This is a genomic window from Lysobacter enzymogenes (assembly GCF_017168095.1).
Classification (GTDB): domain Bacteria; phylum Pseudomonadota; class Gammaproteobacteria; order Xanthomonadales; family Xanthomonadaceae; genus Lysobacter; species Lysobacter enzymogenes_D.
Genome location: NZ_LXSD01000360.1, coordinates 4,236 through 22,132 on the forward strand (window position 1 = coordinate 4,236; position 17,897 = coordinate 22,132).

15 protein-coding genes are annotated in these 17,897 nt (G+C 70.2%); 7 read left to right on the forward strand and 8 right to left on the reverse strand.

Annotation, left to right across the window (positions count from 1 at the left end; genetic code table 11):
- Positions 1-75: 75 nt before the first annotated feature.
- The 7 genes from A7A76_RS14180 to rph all read right to left on the reverse strand — a co-directional run bounded on the left by A7A76_RS14180 (position 76) and on the right by rph (position 7,050).
- Positions 76-423 carry a PilZ domain-containing protein gene (locus A7A76_RS14180; RefSeq protein WP_206411797.1) on the reverse strand — a complete coding sequence of 116 codons (348 nt, stop codon included), beginning with the start codon at positions 421-423 and terminating at the stop codon, positions 76-78.
- An 11-nt stretch (positions 424-434) separates the two neighbouring features.
- Positions 435-2,741 (reverse strand): DUF1631 family protein, encoded by a 2,307-nt coding sequence (locus tag A7A76_RS14185; RefSeq protein WP_206411798.1) that lies wholly within the window; start codon positions 2,739-2,741, stop codon positions 435-437.
- 193 nt (positions 2,742-2,934) lie between these two features.
- Positions 2,935-4,128: a radical SAM family heme chaperone HemW gene (gene hemW / locus A7A76_RS14190; RefSeq protein WP_206411799.1), complete on the reverse strand. Its 1,194-nt coding sequence runs from the start codon at positions 4,126-4,128 to the stop codon at positions 2,935-2,937.
- Between the two features lie 254 nt (positions 4,129-4,382).
- On the reverse strand, positions 4,383-4,988 hold the full coding sequence (locus tag A7A76_RS14195; RefSeq protein ID WP_206411800.1) for a hypothetical protein: 606 nt from the start codon (positions 4,986-4,988) through the stop codon (positions 4,383-4,385).
- Positions 4,985-5,581, reverse strand: a complete 597-nt coding sequence (gene rdgB / locus A7A76_RS14200; protein WP_206411801.1) for an RdgB/HAM1 family non-canonical purine NTP pyrophosphatase — start codon at positions 5,579-5,581, stop codon at positions 4,985-4,987. Before rdgB ends, A7A76_RS14195 begins: the two co-directional genes overlap by 4 nt.
- Positions 5,578-5,970 (reverse strand): VOC family protein, encoded by a 393-nt coding sequence (locus A7A76_RS14205; RefSeq protein WP_206411802.1) that lies wholly within the window; start codon positions 5,968-5,970, stop codon positions 5,578-5,580. Before A7A76_RS14205 ends, rdgB begins: the two co-directional genes overlap by 4 nt.
- Positions 5,971-6,285: 315 nt before the next feature.
- The gene (gene rph / locus A7A76_RS14210; RefSeq protein WP_206411803.1) at positions 6,286-7,050 is read right to left on the reverse strand and encodes a ribonuclease PH; all 765 of its coding nucleotides are present in this window, start codon (positions 7,048-7,050) and stop codon (positions 6,286-6,288) included.
- A gap of 70 nt (positions 7,051-7,120) precedes the next feature.
- Between rph and A7A76_RS14215 the strand changes: the two genes are divergently transcribed.
- From A7A76_RS14215 to rpoZ, 3 genes are all read left to right on the forward strand, one after another.
- Positions 7,121-7,981 (forward strand): YicC/YloC family endoribonuclease, encoded by an 861-nt coding sequence (locus A7A76_RS14215; RefSeq protein WP_206411804.1) that lies wholly within the window; start codon positions 7,121-7,123, stop codon positions 7,979-7,981.
- Positions 7,982-8,090: 109 nt separating this feature from the next.
- Positions 8,091-8,711 carry a guanylate kinase gene (gene gmk / locus A7A76_RS14220; protein ID WP_206411805.1) on the forward strand — a complete coding sequence of 207 codons (621 nt, stop codon included), beginning with the start codon at positions 8,091-8,093 and terminating at the stop codon, positions 8,709-8,711.
- 243 nt (positions 8,712-8,954) lie between these two features.
- Entirely contained in the window at positions 8,955-9,254 is a 300-nt protein-coding gene (gene rpoZ, locus A7A76_RS14225; protein WP_057946389.1) for a DNA-directed RNA polymerase subunit omega, read from the forward strand.
- Here rpoZ and A7A76_RS26630 read toward each other — a convergent pair.
- Entirely contained in the window at positions 9,143-9,490 is a 348-nt protein-coding gene (locus A7A76_RS26630) for a DUF6053 domain-containing protein (RefSeq protein WP_428995153.1), read from the reverse strand. The two genes, rpoZ and A7A76_RS26630, sit on opposite strands and share 112 nt — an antisense overlap.
- Here A7A76_RS26630 and A7A76_RS26635 point away from each other — a divergent pair.
- From A7A76_RS26635 to A7A76_RS14240, 4 genes are all read left to right on the forward strand, one after another.
- Positions 9,408-9,644, forward strand: coding sequence for a DUF6053 domain-containing protein (locus tag A7A76_RS26635; RefSeq protein WP_428995154.1), 237 nt, complete (start codon positions 9,408-9,410; stop codon positions 9,642-9,644). The genes A7A76_RS26630 and A7A76_RS26635 overlap by 83 nt on opposite strands.
- A 26-nt stretch (positions 9,645-9,670) precedes the next feature.
- A complete protein-coding gene (locus A7A76_RS14230; RefSeq protein WP_206411806.1) occupies positions 9,671-11,851 on the forward strand; it encodes a RelA/SpoT family protein in 2,181 nt (726 codons plus the stop codon).
- Positions 11,852-11,996: 145 nt separating this feature from the next.
- Positions 11,997-12,380 (forward strand): RidA family protein, encoded by a 384-nt coding sequence (locus tag A7A76_RS14235; protein ID WP_091806166.1) that lies wholly within the window; start codon positions 11,997-11,999, stop codon positions 12,378-12,380.
- Between the two features lie 512 nt (positions 12,381-12,892).
- Positions 12,893-17,716: a beta strand repeat-containing protein gene (locus tag A7A76_RS14240; RefSeq protein WP_206411807.1), complete on the forward strand. Its 4,824-nt coding sequence runs from the start codon at positions 12,893-12,895 to the stop codon at positions 17,714-17,716.
- Positions 17,717-17,897 lie beyond the last annotated feature (181 nt).

The window sequence follows — 17,897 nt, forward strand, 5'->3', positions numbered from 1 at the left end:
GGGAGAAGAGCCTGCCCTCGAAGCGCTTCTGATCGGGGGTGCCCCGAAGGGGCGGATGAGGGCCGCGACGCGCCCTTACTCGTAACTCCCGCCCGGCGAATCCAGCCACTGCCGCAAATGCGCCATCCCGTCCTCGGGCATCGCGATGAAGCGGAACCCCGCCCAGTTCTGCCCCGGCATGCTCGCGCTGTCCTGCCACAGCAGGTGCGCGCCGACCTCGATCGGCGCCTGCCGCGGCGCGTCGCGCAGGTCGAAGCGCAACTGGTACAGCGCGTCGTCGGTCAGCGCGGCGCTGGCGATCATCATCATGCCGGTCTCCGACAGATTGCCGAGGTGGCCGATCACCTGCTCGGTCATGGTGTCGACCACCTGCACCGTGTCGACGATGCGGCGCCGGCGCGCGCGGCGGAATTCTTCGCTCATGCCCGCTCCGCTCACGTGGGTTCGCCCTGCGCCAGCGCGCCGTCGTCGCGGCCGCGTCCGCCGAAGCCGCGCAGCGCGTCCAGCGCGGCGTGCCAGGCGCGATCGACCAGGCGGCTGCGCTCGTGCTCGACCACCCGCGCCTGGCCGCGCGCCATCATCCGCGCCAGCGTGTCGAGCGAGTGCTCGGCCGCGCGCTGGCCGCGCTGGTTGACGAACAAGGCGTTGTCGGTGACCGGGCTGAACCACGACAGCCGGCGCCGTACCGCGTCGCCCTGCTGGTTCTGCACGAATTCGAACCAGGTGCCGAACGGCAGCGCGCGCAGTCGGTCGAAACAGGCCTGCTCGCGCTCGTCGCGCGGCGGCAGCGGCGCGCGCGGCGCCGCGGCGGCGTTGTCTTCGCCCAGGCGGCTGCGCTGGCGCAGCTTCATCGCCAGCTCGGTGCGCGAGGCGGCGTCTTCGTTGGCGACCGGGCCCGCGGTGAGCTGGCGGGCGATCGCGCGCGCGTCGTCGCCGTGGTAGCCGACCAGGGTCAACGCATGTTCGATATCGCCGTCCAGCCCGCGCAGCGCGTCGCTGCCGGCGCCCTGGTTGGCGGCGACGATCTGGCCGGTGATCTGCAACTGCCGCTGCCACGCCGGCGAATCCTCGCCGTGGCGCAGTTGGGTCAGGGTCAGCACGTCGGTCCAGGCCTGGTTGAGCAGGGTCTGGACGAAGCGCGGCAAGCGCTGGCCGGCGACGGTTTGTTCCAGCGCCTGCTGGGCGCGGCGCTTGGCCAGCTCGAGTTTTTCCTTGCCGCGCGCGGCCTCGACGAAGCGCCGCTCGGCCACTTCGGCCTTGCGCGCCTGCGCGTGCAGGTGCTCCTGCAGGCGCTGGTTGGCCGAGTCGAAGGACTGCGCCGAGCCGCGCTGTTCGACCACGTGCTCGACCGCCTGGCGCAACGGCTCGTGCAGTTGCGGGTCGGCGTCCTCGTTCGGGGTCCAGCGCGCGCCGGCTTCGGCCACGGTGTTGAGCAGTTGCAGCGCCGGGTGGCCGTCGGCGGCCAGCAGCGAGCGGTCGCGCAGCGCGGCGTGCAGCAGCGGCGGCTGCAGGCGGTTGAGCAGGCTGGAGATCAGCGCGTCGCCGCGCAGGCGCTGTTCGATCTCGTCGAACAGCAGGCCCAGCAGCTCGAACACGTCGCCGTCCTCGCGCGACAGCGCGGCGTCGGCGCCGGCGGCGCGGCGTTGGGCGAGCACGGCCTGGCGCAGATCGGCGATCTTGCGCAGCGGCTGGGCGCCGCGCACGGCGGCTTCGTCCAGGCGTTCGAGTCCGGCGACCAGTTCGGCGGTGGACAGCGGCGCCGGCGGCTGCGCCGCGTCGGCCGGCGCGGCGCGCGGGCGCAGCTTGTCGACCAGGTCGCGGCGCTCGGCCAGCCAGCGCTGCAGGGTGGCGAAGTCGGGCGCGCCGTCGGTGCCGGCCGGGGCGGTGGTCCAGGCGGTGTAGGGGCGCGGGCCGGCCGGGCGCGTATCGGATGGGCTCTTGTCGGCATCGGCCGCCGAGTGCGCGGAGTCGGCGCCGCGCGCGGCCGCTTCGGCCGCCGGCGCCGGCTTGTCCTGCGCCTGCGGGCGCGTGCGCAGCGGCACGAACGACAGGCTCGGCAGCACGTTCTCGCGCACCAGCAACTGGTTCATCGATTCCACCAGCGCGGCATAGCCGAGCATCACCTGCTGGTCGAACACCCGGTACAGGTCCAGGCGCGATTCGGGCGAAATCTGCAGCGGCTGGCAGGCCTGGGCGAAGCCGCGGATCAGCCGCTGCGGGCCGACCGGCAGGCGCTCGCAATCGAACGCCGGCATCCCGGCCAGCACGCCGAAGCGCTGGCCCAGCAGCATCAGGCCGAGCCCGGCGCGCGATTCGTGGCGGCTGGACAGGCTGCGCAGCACGGTGTTTTCGTCGACTTCGCTGTCGTCGACCAACCGAAGCTCGCGAAACTCGGGCGCCGCAGCAGCCGCCGAGCGCGACATCCTCGCCGCCTCGTCCCGGACCCCCGACAACGAAGCCTCCAACCCCGACAAATACCGCGGGATCAGATCCGACCGCCGCAACCGCACCAGCCGCAACGTTTCCAGATAGCCCGACTGCAAGCCGGGATTGCGCGCCTGGTCGGCTTGGCGGAACAGCTGCTGCTCGAACTCGGCCAGCATCCGCTCCATCTGCGGCGCGATCTCGTCGCTGACCAGGGCGTACAGCTGCTCCAGCAGCCGGCGCACGCGGCGCGGCAATGCGGCCGTGGCCAAGGTGGCGCGCGGCGAAGCGTTCAAGGGATCGAACGTGGCGGGCATGTGCATTCGGAACGGACGACCGCGAAATATAACCACGCCTCCCCGGCGCCCGCCCAGCCCGGCGGCACCGGGCGCAGCGAACGGCCGACAGGAGGCGACCATTGGCACAAACGCTTTGTCCCCGAGGCGCCGGCCAAACTCAGTCTCGGTGCCGGGATGTGTCTGAGTCGTGATGCCGCCGGCGCCGGCAGATTCAGTTTCCGGCGTGCGGCTCGGCCGGCTCGTCGGCGCCCAGGAACAAGGCCACCACGTCGTTGGTGAAGCGCTGGCCCAGTTCGGTCGGGCGGACCCGGTCGCCGTCGCGCTGCAGCCAGCCGGCGGCCTGGGCGGCGTCCAGCTGCGGCGCGATCTGCGCGCGCGGCAGGCCGGTCGAGGCTTCGAACGAGTCCAGCGAAAAGCCTTCGACCAGCCGCAAGGTATTGAGCATGTATTCGAACGGCCGCCGCGACGGCGCGATCCGGTCGTCGCCGCCGATCGCCTCCGCGCGGCCGGCCTGGGCCAGGTAGGCGGTGGGGTGCTTGAGTTTCCAGCGGCGCAGGATCGCCTGCTCGGCGCCGAGGCTGATCTTGCCGTGCGCGCCGGCGCCGATGCCCAGGTAGTCGCCGTAGCGCCAGTAATTGAGGTTGTGCTGGCACTGCCGCCCCGGCCGCGCGTAGGCGCTGACCTCGTACTGCCGGTAGCCGCGCTGCGCCAGCAGCGCCTGGCAGCGTTCCTGGATGTCCCAGGCGTTGTCCTCGTCGGGAATGCCCTGCGGCGGCCGCGCGGCGAACACGGTGTTGGGTTCCAGGGTCAGCTGGTAGTGCGAGATGTGCGCCGGCTCCAGCGCGAACGCCCGCTCCAGGTCGTGTTCGGCCATGGCCAGGGTCTGGCCGGGCAGGGCGTACATCAGGTCGAGGTTGAGGTTGTCGAAGCCGGCGTCCTGGGCCAGCTTCACCGCCGCCTCGGCCTCGGCGCTGCCGTGGATCCGGCCCAGCCGCTGCAGGCAGCCGTCGTCGAAGCTCTGGATGCCGAAGCTCAGCCGGTTGACCCCGGCCGCCTTGTACAGCTCGAAGCGGCCGTGCTCGGCGGTGCCCGGGTTGGTTTCCAGGGTGATTTCGCAGCCCGGGGCGAAGCGCAGCCGCGCGCTGGCCGCCTGCAGGAAGCGCTCGATCGCCTCCGGCGGGAACAGGCTCGGGGTGCCGCCGCCGAAGAACACGCTGTGCACGGTGCGGCCCCAGACCAGCGGCAGGTCGTATTCCAGGTCGGCGACCAGCGCATCGACATAGGCCGCGAACGGCGGCGCGCCGCGGGCTTCGTGCGAGTTGAAATCGCAGTACGGGCATTTGCGCACGCACCACGGCAGGTGCACGTACAGCGACAGCGGCGGGGGAACGAGGGCGACGCTCAATGGGATAGGCCGGGCGCAGGGCCCGGAGCTGGAAGCGGGGAAGGAGCGGAGTTTACTGGGTTGGGGGATGTGGGGCAGGGAAAGAACGGAAAAGGGAATGGATGGGGCAGATAAAGAAGCCGCGTTCAAGAAGCCGCGTTGCTTGCGCTGCCGCGCCGCCCCGGTTCCCTGACCCCGCCTTTGCCCTCCAACCCGCTCCCACCGAAACGCCAGAGCCCGCGCTGCCGCAGCCTCCGCGCTCCCCCAGTCCCTACCTAATCCCGCTTGCCTTCTTGCCCCACTCTCGCCGTCCCGAACGCCGCGCCGAACCGCCGCGCCGCCAGCAGCGCGCGCAGATTGGTATCCAGCGCCACGTCGGGCCTGGCCTCCACGACCTGGCGGATGATCGAGGCCAGCGGCTCGGCGCGGCCGTCGCCGGACATGTCGCCGTCGAACAGGGTCGCGGTGGTCCAGCGCCGGTGCGCGGCCGGGGCCAGGCGCAGCTCCAGGGTCGAGGTCAGGCGCAGGCGTCCGTCCTTGGCCCGGTGCAGGGACATGCTCTGCACCTCGGCCGGCTCGAAGCTGCGGGTGCGGTGGCCGCTGGTGATGTTGGCGTAGCGGATCGCCCCGCCGGCGGCGGCGTCCACGCTGACCCGCTGCACCGCCGCGGCGGCGACCGCGGCGACCAGCGCCGCCAGCAGCCACAGCGCCAGTTCCAGCTCGCTGGCGAAGTCGGTGGCGCCGGTCTGCAGGCCGTCCTGGCGGATCCACACCGCGATCGGCAGGGCCAGCAGGTACAGCACCGCCACCGTGGCCACGGTATGGCCGCCGGTGCGGAACGCCCGGCGCGGCGCGGCGGCGGCGCGCAGCAGGCGGTTCACCCGCCCAGCTCCGGCAGGCGCGCGCGCAGCGCCGCCAGCGCGCGGGCGCGGTGGCTGACCCGGTTCTTGAGCGCGTCGTCGATCTCGCCGGCGGAAATGCCGTGTTCGGTATCCAGGAACACCGGCTGGTAGCCGAAGCCGCGGTTGCCCTGGCGCTGGTGCAGGATCCGCCCGTTCCAGAGGCCCTCGGCGATGATCGGACGCGGATCGCCGGCATGGCGCAAGGCCACGATCACCGCATAGAAATGCGCGCCGCGGCGCTCGTCGGGCACGTCCTTGAGCGCGCCCAGCAACTTGTCGATATTGGCCTCGCTGTCGCCGTGGCGGCCGGCATACCGCGCCGAGTACAGGCCCGGGGCGCCGCCGAGCGCGTCCACGCAGATGCCCGAATCGTCGGCCAGCGCCGGCAGCCCGGTCACCGCACAGGCATGCCGGGCCTTCAGCAGCGCGTTCTCGACGAACGTGCTGCCGGTTTCTTCGATGTCCTCGACCCCCAGGTCGGATTGCGCCACCAGTTCGATGCCGGTGTCGCCGAGCAGCTCCCGCAGTTCCACCAGTTTCCCGGCGTTGCTGCTGGCCAGCACCAGTTTCATGCTTTCAATTCCAGCAAATCCCAGCGATTACCGTACAGATCTTCGAATACGGCGACCGTGCCGTAGGTCTCGACGCGCGGAGATTCCAGGAAGCGCACGCCCTGGGCCCGCATCGCGGCGTGGTCGCGGGCGAAGTCGTCGGTGTGCAGGAAGAAGCCGACCCGGCCGCCGGTCTGGTCGCCGACGCGCGCGCGCTGGGCCTCGCCCGTAGCCTGCGCCAGCAGCAGCGCGGTCTGCGCGCCGGCCGCCGGCGCCACCCGCACCCAGCGCTTGCCCTCGCCCAGGTCGACGTCCTCGAGCAGGACGAAGCCGAGCGCCCGGGTATAGAAATCGATGGCGCGGTCGTAGTCGTCCACGACCAGGGTGATGCTGCCGATGCTGCGGTTCATGCCGATGCCTTGCGAAGTGAAGTCTGCGGGGGGGGCGGGCGCGCGCGCCGCGTCCGCGCAAGGATGCGCGCGAGCGCCGCGGCCGGCGCCCGGCCGAACGTTTCGATGGAGCGCTTCGATGGAACGCGCGCGCGGCGCGAAAGTTCAGCGCCGCGCGCGCGAACTGCGATGCAGTGCGCGCGTCGGCGCGCAACCCGCGCAATCGGCAAGGGCGCGGCGAAAACCACGGGCGCTGCGCAAGGGATAACGAACGAAGGGATGCGATCCCCTACTCGTCGCGCCGTCCGCGCCGCTCGCGGCGGCGCGCTGCGCGGCTCAGCCGGCCAGCGCCTGGCGCTGCTTTTCCAGCAGTTCGACGATGCCGGCCTGGGCCAGGCCCAGCAGCGCGTCGAGTTCCTCGCGGCGGAAGGCGTGGCCCTCGGCGGTGCCCTGCAGCTCGATGAAGCCGCCGCCGTCGTTCATGACCACGTTCATGTCGGTGTCGCAGTCGCTGTCCTCGGCGTAGTCCAGGTCCAGCACCGGAACGCCGCGATAGACGCCGACCGACACCGCCGCGACCGCGCCGAAGATCGGATCGCGGCTGATCTCGCGCCGCGCCTGTAGCCAGCGCACCGCGTCGACCAGGGCCACGTAGGCGCCGGTGATCGCCGCGGTGCGGGTGCCGCCGTCGGCCTGCAGCACGTCGCAGTCCAGGGTGATGGTGCGCTCGCCCAGCGCCTTGCGGTCGACGCAGGCGCGCAGGGCGCGGCCGATCAGGCGCTGGATTTCCAGGGTCCGGCCGCCCTGCTTGCCGCGCGCGGCCTCGCGGTCGCTGCGGGTGTGGGTGGCGCGCGGCAGCATGCCGTATTCGGCGGTGACCCAGCCCTCGCCCTTGCCGCGCAGGAACGCCGGCACCTTGTTGTCGACGCTGGCGGTGCACAGCACCCGGGTCTGGCCGAAGCTGACCAGCACCGAGCCCTCGGCGTGGCGGGTGTAGCCGCGCTGGATGGTCACCTCGCGCAACTGGTCGGCGAGGCGGCCGCTGGGCCGGGCGACGGGGCCGGCCGGAGCCTGGGCAGGGGCGGCATTGGGACCGGTCATGGCGCGGCGTTACCGTTTTGAGGGCCGGCGAGTTTACCATTCACCCCCCGTAAGGCTCGGAAACCGGCGAATGATCCGCAGCATGACCGCCTTCGCCAGCGGCGAACGCGCGACACCCTGGGGCACGCTCGGCTGCGAGCTGCGCTCGGTCAACCACCGCTTCCTCGAACTGGGCGTGCGCCTGGCCGACGAGCTGCGGGTGCTGGAACCGGCGCTGCGCGAGCGCATCGCCGCCCGCGTCGGCCGCGGCAAGCTCGACCTGACCCTGCGCCTGCGCGCGCCGGAGGGCGGCGACGCGCTGCAGCTCAACCCGACCCGCCTGCGCGAACTCAGCGAGCTGGCGATCGACCTGTCCGCGCGCTTCCCGGCGCTGCGCACCGAGTTCACCGAGCTGCTGCAATTCCCCGGCGTGCTGCAGGCGCCGGCGACCGACCCGGCCGCGTTGCAGGCGCAGGCGCTGGCCTTGCTGGACAGCGTGCTCGACGAATTCGTCGCCTCGCGCGAGCGCGAGGGCGCCAAGCTCGCCGCCGCGATCGGCGAGCGCGTCGACGGCATCGAGCGCATCGCCGGCGAGGTCCGCACGATGATGCCGGCGATCCGCGCCGGCCAGCGCACCAAGCTGGAAGCCCGCCTGGCCGACCTGGTCCAGCCGGCCGACAACGGCCGCCTGGAACAGGAACTGGTGCTGTGGCTGCAGAAGCTCGATGTCGACGAGGAGCTCGACCGGCTGCAATCGCACGTCGCCGAAGCCCGGCGCGTGCTCAAGCTGCGCGAAGCGGTCGGCCGGCGCCTGGATTTCCTGCTGCAGGAATTCAACCGCGAGGCCAACACCCTGGGCTCCAAGTCGGTCGACGCGCGCAGCTCGGCCGCCGCGGTCGAGCTGAAGGTGCTGATCGACCAGGCGCGCGAGCAGATCCAGAACATCGAGTAACGAGCGAACAGGAACTAGGAACGAGTGGTACGACTCGTTTCTGGGTTCCTCTTCGCTACGTTCCTGAGTTCCTCCCGTTTTCACAGTTACAGGCCGGACCCACCGACCCATGCGCGGAACCCTCTACATCGTCGCCGCTCCTTCCGGAGCCGGAAAATCCAGCATCGTCAACGCGGTGCTCGCGCGCGACCCGAACATCCGCCTGTCGATCTCGTTCACCTCGCGCAAGCCGCGGCCGGGCGAGCGCCACGCCGAGCACTACCACTTCGTCAGCGAGCAGGAATTCGAGGCGATGGTCGCCGAAGGCGATTTCTTCGAGCACGCGCGCGTGCACGGCGACTGGAAGGGCTCGGCGCGGCAGTCGGTGGAGCCGTTCCTGTCGGCCGGCAAGGACGTGCTGCTGGAGATCGACTGGCAGGGCGCGCGCCAGGTGCGCAACAAGGTGCCCGACGCGGTCAGCGTGTTCATCCTGCCGCCGTCGCGGCAGGCGCTGGAGTCGCGCATGCGCTCGCGCGGGCAGGACACCGAGGAAGTGATCGGCCAGCGCCTGGCCGCCGCACGCGAGGAGATGTCGCACTACGGCGAGTTCGACTACGTCATCGTCAACGAAGTCTTCGACACCGCGGTCGACGAGATGTGCGCGATCTTCACCGCCAGCCGTCTGCGGCGCGAACCGCAGGTGGCGCGGCATTCGCGCCTGATCACCGCGTTGCTGGCCGACGAAGGCTGAGCTGGCCCGGTCGCGACGAGGCTGGAGGCCCGACTGTAGGAGCGACGCGAGTCGCGACCGCGACATCGCGCCTACGACGCAAGACCGGAAGCCCGCAGTCGCGGCTCGCGCCGCTCCTGCAGGGCGGCATCCGATTGATTCGTAAGGGTTAATTGCCGAAAACCTTGCGTTTCGGGGCGGCTGCGCCTAGACTTCCCGGTCCCCATCCGTTTGCAAGACGGCCGACCCGGCCGCAGGAGCCCCATGGCCCGCATCACCGTCGAAGATTGCCTGGAAGTGGTCCCCAACCGCTTCGAACTCGTCATGCTGGCCGCCAAGCGCGCCCGCCAGCTGGCCAACGGCGTCGAGCCGCAGCTGGACAACAGCGAAGCCAACGACAAGCCGACCGTGCTGGCGCTGCGCGAAATCGCCGCGCGCCAGGTCAACCCGGACTACATCGACGCGGTCGAGAAGGCCGAGCGCGAGCGCAAGGAACGCGAAGCCCTGGAATGGGCCGCGGCCGAAGTGGTCGCCGACGACGACCTGTCCAAGGGCGACGACTGAGTCTCCCGGCCCGCCGCGCGCGGGCCGCGCGAGCAGCGGTTCGCGCCCCATCGGGCGCGGATCGCGACCGAAAACGGCTCCGCCTGGCGGGGCCGTTTTCTTTTGCGCTTCAGCCATGCCGGCCAGGTGAACCGCCCAGGCCGGCCAGCTCCTGTGGGAGGGGCTTCAGCCCCGACGCTCTTGTGCCCGATCGCGGCGATCCGAGCGGAAAGCCTCGGGGCTGAAGCCCCTCTCACAACAGCCCGAGGGCTCGCGCATCCCGCGCGGTTCGGCCCCGAACCCGCCGCTTTCCTGAACCGGATCGGCGCCCGCGTCCCCGTCGCGCGCCTCATTGCTTGCGCCCCATCGCACCGCCGCCACATTCAATGCAGGCCGATGCGTTGCCACTGACCGTACCGCGCGCGTAAATTTCCGTTATGACCCCCGCCGAGCCCGCACTGAACACCTATTCCGCCGCTGCCGACGACACGGAGCTGCCGGACTACGTGCGCGAGCTGGAGCTGGCCGCGCACTACCTGCCCGAAGCCCAGCGCCAGCAACTGCGCCGCGCCTGGGCGGTCGGCGCGGCCGCGCACGCCGGGCAGACGCGCAAGTCGGGCGAGCCGTACATCACCCATCCGGTCGCGGTGGCCAAGGTGCTGGCCGAGCAGGGCCTCGACATCGAGACCCTGATCGCGGCGATCCTGCACGACACCATCGAAGACACCCCGGTCACCCGCGAATGCCTGGCCACCGAGTTCGGCCCGACCGTGGCCGAGCTCGTCGACGGCGTCACCAAGCTCGACAAGCTGCAGTTCCGCGACCGCCAGGAAGCCGCCGCGGAGAGCTTCCGCAAGATGCTGCTGGCGATGGCGCGCGACCTGCGCGTGATCCTGATCAAGCTCGCCGACCGCCTGCACAACATGCGCACCCTCGGCGCGCAGAGCGCCGAGGCGCGACAACGCATCGCCCTGGAAACGCTGGAGATCTACGCGCCGATCGCCCAGCGCCTGGGCATGAACCTGATCAAGGCCGAACTGCAGGACCTGGGCTTCCGCGCCATGCACCCCTGGCGCCACGCGGTGATCGAGAAGCGCATCCGCACCCAGCCGGTGGTGCGGCGCGAATCGCTGGTGCAGATCGAAGCGCACCTGGCCCAGCGGCTGGCCAAGGAAAAACTGACCCATCGGCTGATCAGCCGGGTGAAGTCGCCGTGGAGCATCTACACCAAGATGCACAACGAGCATAAGAGCTTCAACCAGGTCATGGACGTGTTCGGCTTCCGCGTCGTGGTCAAGAACGTGCCCGACTGCTACCACGCGCTCGGCGTGGTGCATTCGGCGTACAAGCCGCTGGACGGGCGCTTCCGCGACTTCATCGCCATCCCCAAGGCCAACGGCTACCAGTCGCTGCACACCGTGCTGTTCGGCCCCTACGGCTCGCCGGTGGAAGTGCAGATCCGCACCGAGGACATGGACCTTGTCGCCGAGCGCGGCATCGCCGCGCACTGGTCGTACAAGCACGGCGGCGAAGGCCCGAACAGCGCGCAGTCGCGCGCGCACAGCTGGATCGCCAATCTGGTCGAATCCCAGCGCGCGACCGGTTCGTCGCTGGAATTCCTCGAAAACGTCAAGGTCGACCTGTTCCCGGACGAGGTCTACCTGTTCACGCCCAAGGGCGACATCCTCTCGCTGCCGCGCAATTCCACCGCGCTGGATTTCGCCTATGCGGTGCACACCGATGTCGGCAACCGCGCGGTCGCCGCGCGCGTCGACGGCAAGCTGGTGCCGCTGCGCACCAAGCTCGCCAGCGGCCAGCGCGTGGAGATCATCACCGCCAAGTCGTCCACGCCGAAGCCGCAGTGGCTGGAGTTCGTGGTTTCCGGCAAGGCCCGCACCTCGATCCGCCAGCAGCTCAAGCAGCTCGAACACGAGGACGCGGTGCAGCTCGGCCACCGCATGCTCGACCGCGCGCTGGAAGCGCTGGAAACCTCGCTCGACCGCACCCCGGCGCTGCGCCTGGAGGCCTACCTCAGCGAGAACCGCTACCCGCGCCTGGAAGCGCTGCTGGCCGACATCGCGCTCGGCAACCGCATGCCCAACCAGGTCGCGCTGGCGCTGGCGCGCGAGGCGCCGGGCAAGAGCCGCGGCCGCGCCATCGACCGCCCGCGCCTGCCCGAGGACAAGATCCTCATCACCGGCGCCGAGCGCGGCGTCATCAGCTTCGCCAACTGTTGCCTGCCGCTGCCGGGCGACGAAATCATGGGCTACCACACCGCCGGCCGCGGCATCGTGGTGCACCGGCTGGATTGCCCGAACGTCGCCGATTACCGCAAGTCGCCCGACCGCTGGGTCGCGATCGGCTGGGACCGCCAGGTCTCCGGCGACTTCGCCGCCGCGCTGCGGATCGAGGTCGACAACCGCCCCGGCTCGCTGGCCCAGGTGGCGGCCGCGATCGCCGAGGCCGAATCCAACATCGACCGAGTCGAATATCTGGAACGCGACGCCAACATCGCGGTGATGCGCTTCGCCATCGAAGTGCACGACCGCCGCCACCTCGCCGACGTGATGCGGCGGGTGCGGCGCCTGGCGGTGGTGTTGGGCGTGCAGCGGATGTAGCGGCCGCGGCGGCTTCGCCTTCGCCTCAAACCGGGAACCCGGGAAACCGCAATGGGGAATCGCCGAAGCGGGCGGGGCGCTCTTTCGCCTCGCCGTGTCCTGCCTTTACGATCCCGTCTCCCTTCCCTGATCCCGGCCCCCACCCATGTCCCGCGAAATCATCCAGACCGACAAAGCCCCGGCCGCCATCGGCCCCTACTCGCAAGCCGTGCGCGTCGGCGACACCGTGTACCTGTCCGGCCAGATCGCGCTCGACCCGTCCAGCGGCCTGGTCGTGGAAGGCGACATCGAAGCGCAGGCGCACCGCGCGTTCCAGAACCTCAAGGCGGTGTGCGAAGCCGCCGGCGGCTCGCTCGCCGACATCGCCCGCCTCGGCCTCTACCTCACCGACCTGGGCGCGTTCGGCAAGGTCAACGCGGTGATGGGCGAATACTTCAACCCGCCGTACCCCGCGCGCTCCACCGTCGAAGTCTCCGCGCTGCCGCGCGGCGTCGCCTTCGAAGTCGACGCGGTCATGGTCCTGCGCTGACCCGCCCCGCCCGCCGCAAACAGGCCGCCCCCGAGGCGGCCTTTTTTTCGCCCGCCCGCACCCCCAACAACCACGCCCCCACCCGAACCCCCTGTAGGAGCGGCGCAAGCCGCGACCACGCCACCGCGCCAACGACGCCTTCCACCGCCGCCCGCGCCGCAAAACCGCCGCCCGGCAGCAAGCGTCCCCCCGCAAAAACCGACCCTCCAACACCCCATCGCTCGCCCCACCACCGCCGCGCACCCCGCCGAGGTGCCGCCAGCCCACCTCCGCAGCGCCCAAACGGGCCGATCCGGGCGTCGCGATGTCCGTCTGCAGGAGCAGAACGCGATGGGACGAGGGAATCGACAGAGCAAGCAGGCCGGCCCGCCCGAGCGCGCCGCCGCGAGCGCTGACCCGAGACCCACCAGGAAACGTCCGGCCGCGGCGCGACGCAGCCCGGACCGCTCCGCCGCTACCGCCGCCGAACCCGCAGTGGGGATGTTCGGGCCGGCATCCTAGGAAAAACAGAGATGAGCGAAGCTTCGATCGGACTGGATGCGGTGACGGGGGCGGTGCGATCCGCTGCGACCTTCGAGGTTTGCGCTTCTGGCCGGTCGCTAAGAAGCCTCGCCCGCTTTGCAGCGCACGGCCTCGCCTGTTTGCTGCTTGCCGCTGCACCTGTCGCCATGGCGCAGGTGCAGCAGGATCTGGAGATGCAACCCAACGGCCTGCCTAATGGCACACCCCCCATCAACGGCCCCACCGGTTCTGGCCCATCCGTAGCTGCGCAGACGGTGACGATGCGGTTGAACACGGACAACCCTACCGCCGGCAATACATACGCCGCGCGCACGCCTGCCGTGACCGTGACTTACAGCTTGTCCAACCAGCAATTCACGGGCTTCACCACGGCGCAAGGCTTCCCTGCCGGCACGGGTGGCAATAGCGTGTTCTTCGGTGGCGCGGTCAATTCTTCCGGCATTAATCCGAGTCCGATGATCCTTTATTCGCGACTTGACTGGTCGGATGCGGGGACTGACAACCAACTCACCTCTGCCGGCAATTCCCCAGCCGGTACGCGGGCGAGCATGTCGCTGAACGCCGGTGTCACGCTCTTTGTTTCCGCACGCGCGCTCAACATTCAGCCTGCTGCTACCCGCCCTGCCACCAACGCACGGGTACGGATGGCGGATCTGACGCTGACCTTCAACCAGCCGGTCGACAATCCGGTCGTGCATTTGTCCGGCCTCGGCGCGGCTGCGGAGATATTCGACCCCACCCAGGGCTTTGCCACCGACTTCGAGTTGCTTACGCCAGGGCTGACGCTGACGCGGCTATCCGGCAACACCGCCTTCGGCGTCTCTGCGACGTTGGCGGGGGATAACAGAACCGATTTGGGGCAATCATGTGGTGATGGTGGGGATGCAGCCTGCGGATCGGTGCGGGTCAACGGCACCGCCATCACCAGCGTCACCTTTCGCCTCTATATGAAGGGCGATGGCGGTGGTCCCAATTGGTGCACTAATACCCTCCAGCATTGCGGTGATGCACTTACAGTCGGCGTCGCGCTGAATCCTTTCGCCGACCTTGCGATCACCAAGACCAACACCCCCGCGGCCGGCCCGAACGACCAAGCCAACGACACGCTGACGCCCGGCCAGAACACCACCTACACGCTGGTCGTCACCAACAACGGCCCCGACCCGGTGACCGGCGCGACCGTCGTCGACACCCCCGGCGCCAATCTGAACTGCCCGGGCGGCAACACGGTGACGGTGTCGCAACCTTCGGGAAACACCACCTCAACCGTGTCCACGCTGACCGGCACCGGCGTCGTGCTCGGCAACTTGAACGCTACCCAGACCGCAGCGCTGACGTTCACCTGCACGGTGCCGGCCAACGCCGTCGGCAACGTGGTCAACGACGTGAGAGTCGCCGCGCCCGGCGTCACCGAGACCAACCCGAACAACAACACCGCCAACGACACCGACCAACTGCCGCCGCGCGTGACCCTGGCCAAGACCACCGCCAACGGCACTGGCACCAATACGTTCGGCTTCACCCTGACCGGCGTGACCAATACCAGCGATTCCATCGCGGTCGCCGGGGCCGGGACGGTGACATCCACCACCGTGCATGTCGGCACGGTCGGGACGCAGGTCACCGTCCAGGAATCCACCGTGCCGGCGGGCTGGCCGGCCAACCCGACGCAGGTGGTGTGTACCGACGCCAGTTCCACCACGCCCAATGCCAATATCGCGACCTTGTCGGGCAATACCGCCACCATCCCCGGCACCGCCATGGTCGCGGGGGCCAACATCACCTGCACCTTCACCAATCAAATCCCGCCGACCACGCTGACGGTAACCAAGGTCTCCAACAGCGGCACGAACACGTTCGGCTTCAGCGGCAGCAACGGCATCGCCGCGCACAGCATCACGACCACGGTGGCGGGTGCGCCGGGCACCGCCGGCGCGCAGCAGACGCTGACCACGGCGGCCACCGCCACCACGATTACCGAAGACGCCCCGCCGGCCGGCTGGGCGCTGTCGGCCATCGCCTGTACGGTCACGCCGAACGGCGGCACCGCGGCCGCGGCGACCGGCACGGCCGACCTCGCCACCCGCACCTTCACCCTGTCCGCGGCCGACACCGCGGCCGGCAATGCGATCGCCTGTACTTTCACCAATAACCGCCTGCCGCGCCTGACGCTGCTCAAGACCGTCGTCAACGACAACGGCGGCACGGCGCTGGATACGGCCTGGACGCTGACCGCCACCGGCCCGGCCACCGCCAGCGGCACGGAAGGGCAGGCGGCGATCACCGATGCGTCGGTGCCGGTCGGCACGTATACGCTGTCGGAGAGCGGCGGCCCGGCCGGCTATGCCGCGACCGGTGCCTTCAGCTGCGTGGTCAACGGCGGCGCGCCGGTGGCGAACAACAGCCTGACCCTGGCCATGGGCGACGTGGCCACCTGCACCATCACCAACGACGACCAGCCGGCGCGGCTGACCTTGAGCAAGACGGTGGCGCGCGGCACCGCCGCGGCCACCGCCTGGACCCTGACGGCGACCGGCCCGACCAATCTCAGCGGCGCGAACGGCAGCGCGGCGGTGACCGATGCCGCCGTCACGCCGGGCACTTACACCCTGGCCGAAGCCAACGGCCCGGTGGGCTATGACGCGACCGGGCCTTACAGCTGCGTGGTCAACGGCGGCGCCGCGGTGGTCGGCAACACGCTCACGCTGGCGGCCGGCGACACCGCCGTGTGCACCATCGTCAACAGCCGTCCGCGCCTGCGCCTGATGAAGGTTCTACCCAATAATCGCGCCGGAAACGCGAGCGACCAGTTTGCTTTGACGATCTCTGGCCCCAGCGACGGCAATCCCACTGCGACTGCCACCGTAAATACGACGGGAGCCACCACCAATCCGACCGAGGTCGCGGAAATACAGGCGATCAATGCCGGTTCGAGCTACACCCTGTCGGAGGCGATGGCCCCTGGCAGCGCTGCGCCGATAACGGCATATATTGCGACCTATAGCTGTACGAATGCCACGACCGGCAGCACGACAGTCATGCCGACGAATCAGTCGGGGACGCAATTTCAGATCACGCCTGCCGCCAATGACGACATCACCTGCCGGTTCACGAACAATTGGCGGCCGACGGCGCTGACCGTCACCAAGATCACCCAGGGCGACAACGGCGGCGGCGCGTTCAATTTCGACATCGTGCAGAGCGGGGTCACCACCAGCCAGCAGTTGACCACGACCCAGGCCGGCGCGCCCGGCGCGACCGGCGCCACCGTCAACATGACGCCCAACACCTTCCTGCGCGTGACGGAGACGAACGCCGCCACGCTGGGTTACGCGGTGACGTCGGCGTTCTGCGACTCCACCACGTCGGCCGGCGTCACCACCCGGTTCAGCGCGACCGCGGCCGCGCCCAACCTCGTCCAGGTTCCCGGCAACAACGTCACGCGCAGCGGCACGATCGCCTGTACGTTCACCAACGCCAGGCGGCCGACGCTGCAGGTGACCAAGGTCTCCAACGGCGGCACCGACACGTTCGGCTTCGGCGGCAGCAACGGCGCCCAGAGCTATCCCGACATCGCCACCACGGCGGCCGGCGCGCCGGGCACGCCGGGTCCGGTGCAGGCGCTGACCGCCGTCGGCGCGGCGACCAATGTCAGCGAAGACGTGCCGCCGGCCGGTTGGGTATTGGTGGGCGCGGCCTGTACGGTGACGCCCAACGGCGGCACCGCGGCGCCGGCGCAAGGCCAGTTCGACGCCGCCACGCGCACGGTGGCGCTGACCGCGCAGGACACCGCGGCCGGCAACGCGATCGCCTGTACCTTCACCAACCAGCGCCAGTCCAGCCTGCAGTTGGCCAAGGCCTGGGCCGCGGGCAGCATCGCCGGCGACCAGGTGACGATCGGCGCGACCACCGGCGGCACTAACAACACGGCTTCGTTCGGCGCCACCGCGCCGACCGCGGCCGACAGCGGTACGCCGGTGGCCGTCGACGTCGGCGACATCGTCACGCTGCCGGCGGAAACGGGCGCGAACCTGGCCAACTACACCACCACGGTGCAGTGCACCGGCGGCCACACCTTGTCGGGCACCGACGGTCAGCAGAGCAATACCCTGACCATCAACAGCAGCGCCGCGGCGGTGTGTACCTACACCAACACCCCGCGCACCGCGACGCTGCAACTGGCCAAGGCCTGGGCGGCGGGCAGCACGGCGGGGCATCAGGTCAGCATCGGCGCGACCACGGGCGGCACCAACAACACCGCCGCGTTCGACGCGACCGCGCCGAACGCCGCCAACAGCGGCGCGGCGGTGGTGGTGACCATCGGCGACACGATCACGCTGCCGGCGGAAGCGGGCACGAACGCGGCGAACTACAGCACGACGCTGGCGTGTACCGGCGGGCACACGCTGTCCGGCACGAACGGCCAGCAGGCCAACACGCTGACCATCACCAGCGCCAATGCCGCGGTGTGCACCTACACCAACACCTTGCGCACGACGGACCTGTCGATCACCAAGACCAACACGCCGGCCGCTGGTTCCAGCGATCAGGCCGACGACACGGTGGTGGCCGGCACCAACACCACCTACCGTGTGGTGGTGACCAACCACGCGGCCACCGACGTGACCGGTGCGGTGGTGCGCGATACGCCGCAGGCCGGCCTGAACTGTCCGGCCGGTAATGCGGTGACCTGCACGGGCGCGGCGTGTCCGGGCACTGCGATCACGGTCGGCGACCTGGCCAGCGGGGTGACCTTGGGCCTGCTGGCGGCCGGCGCGACGGCGACGTTGGAGTTCAGCTGCACGGTGCAGTGATGGTGGGGCGGCGCCTGCGGGCGTCGCCCTGTAGGAGCGGCGCGAGCCGCGGCCGCGCCATCGCGGCTACGTCGAAAGTTGCGTCGCAGTTGCGGCTTCGCGGTCGCGACTTGCGTCGCTCCTACAGTCGGAATCGATGCTGCGGTGGCTACCTGTAGGAGCGGCGCAAGCCGCGACCGCG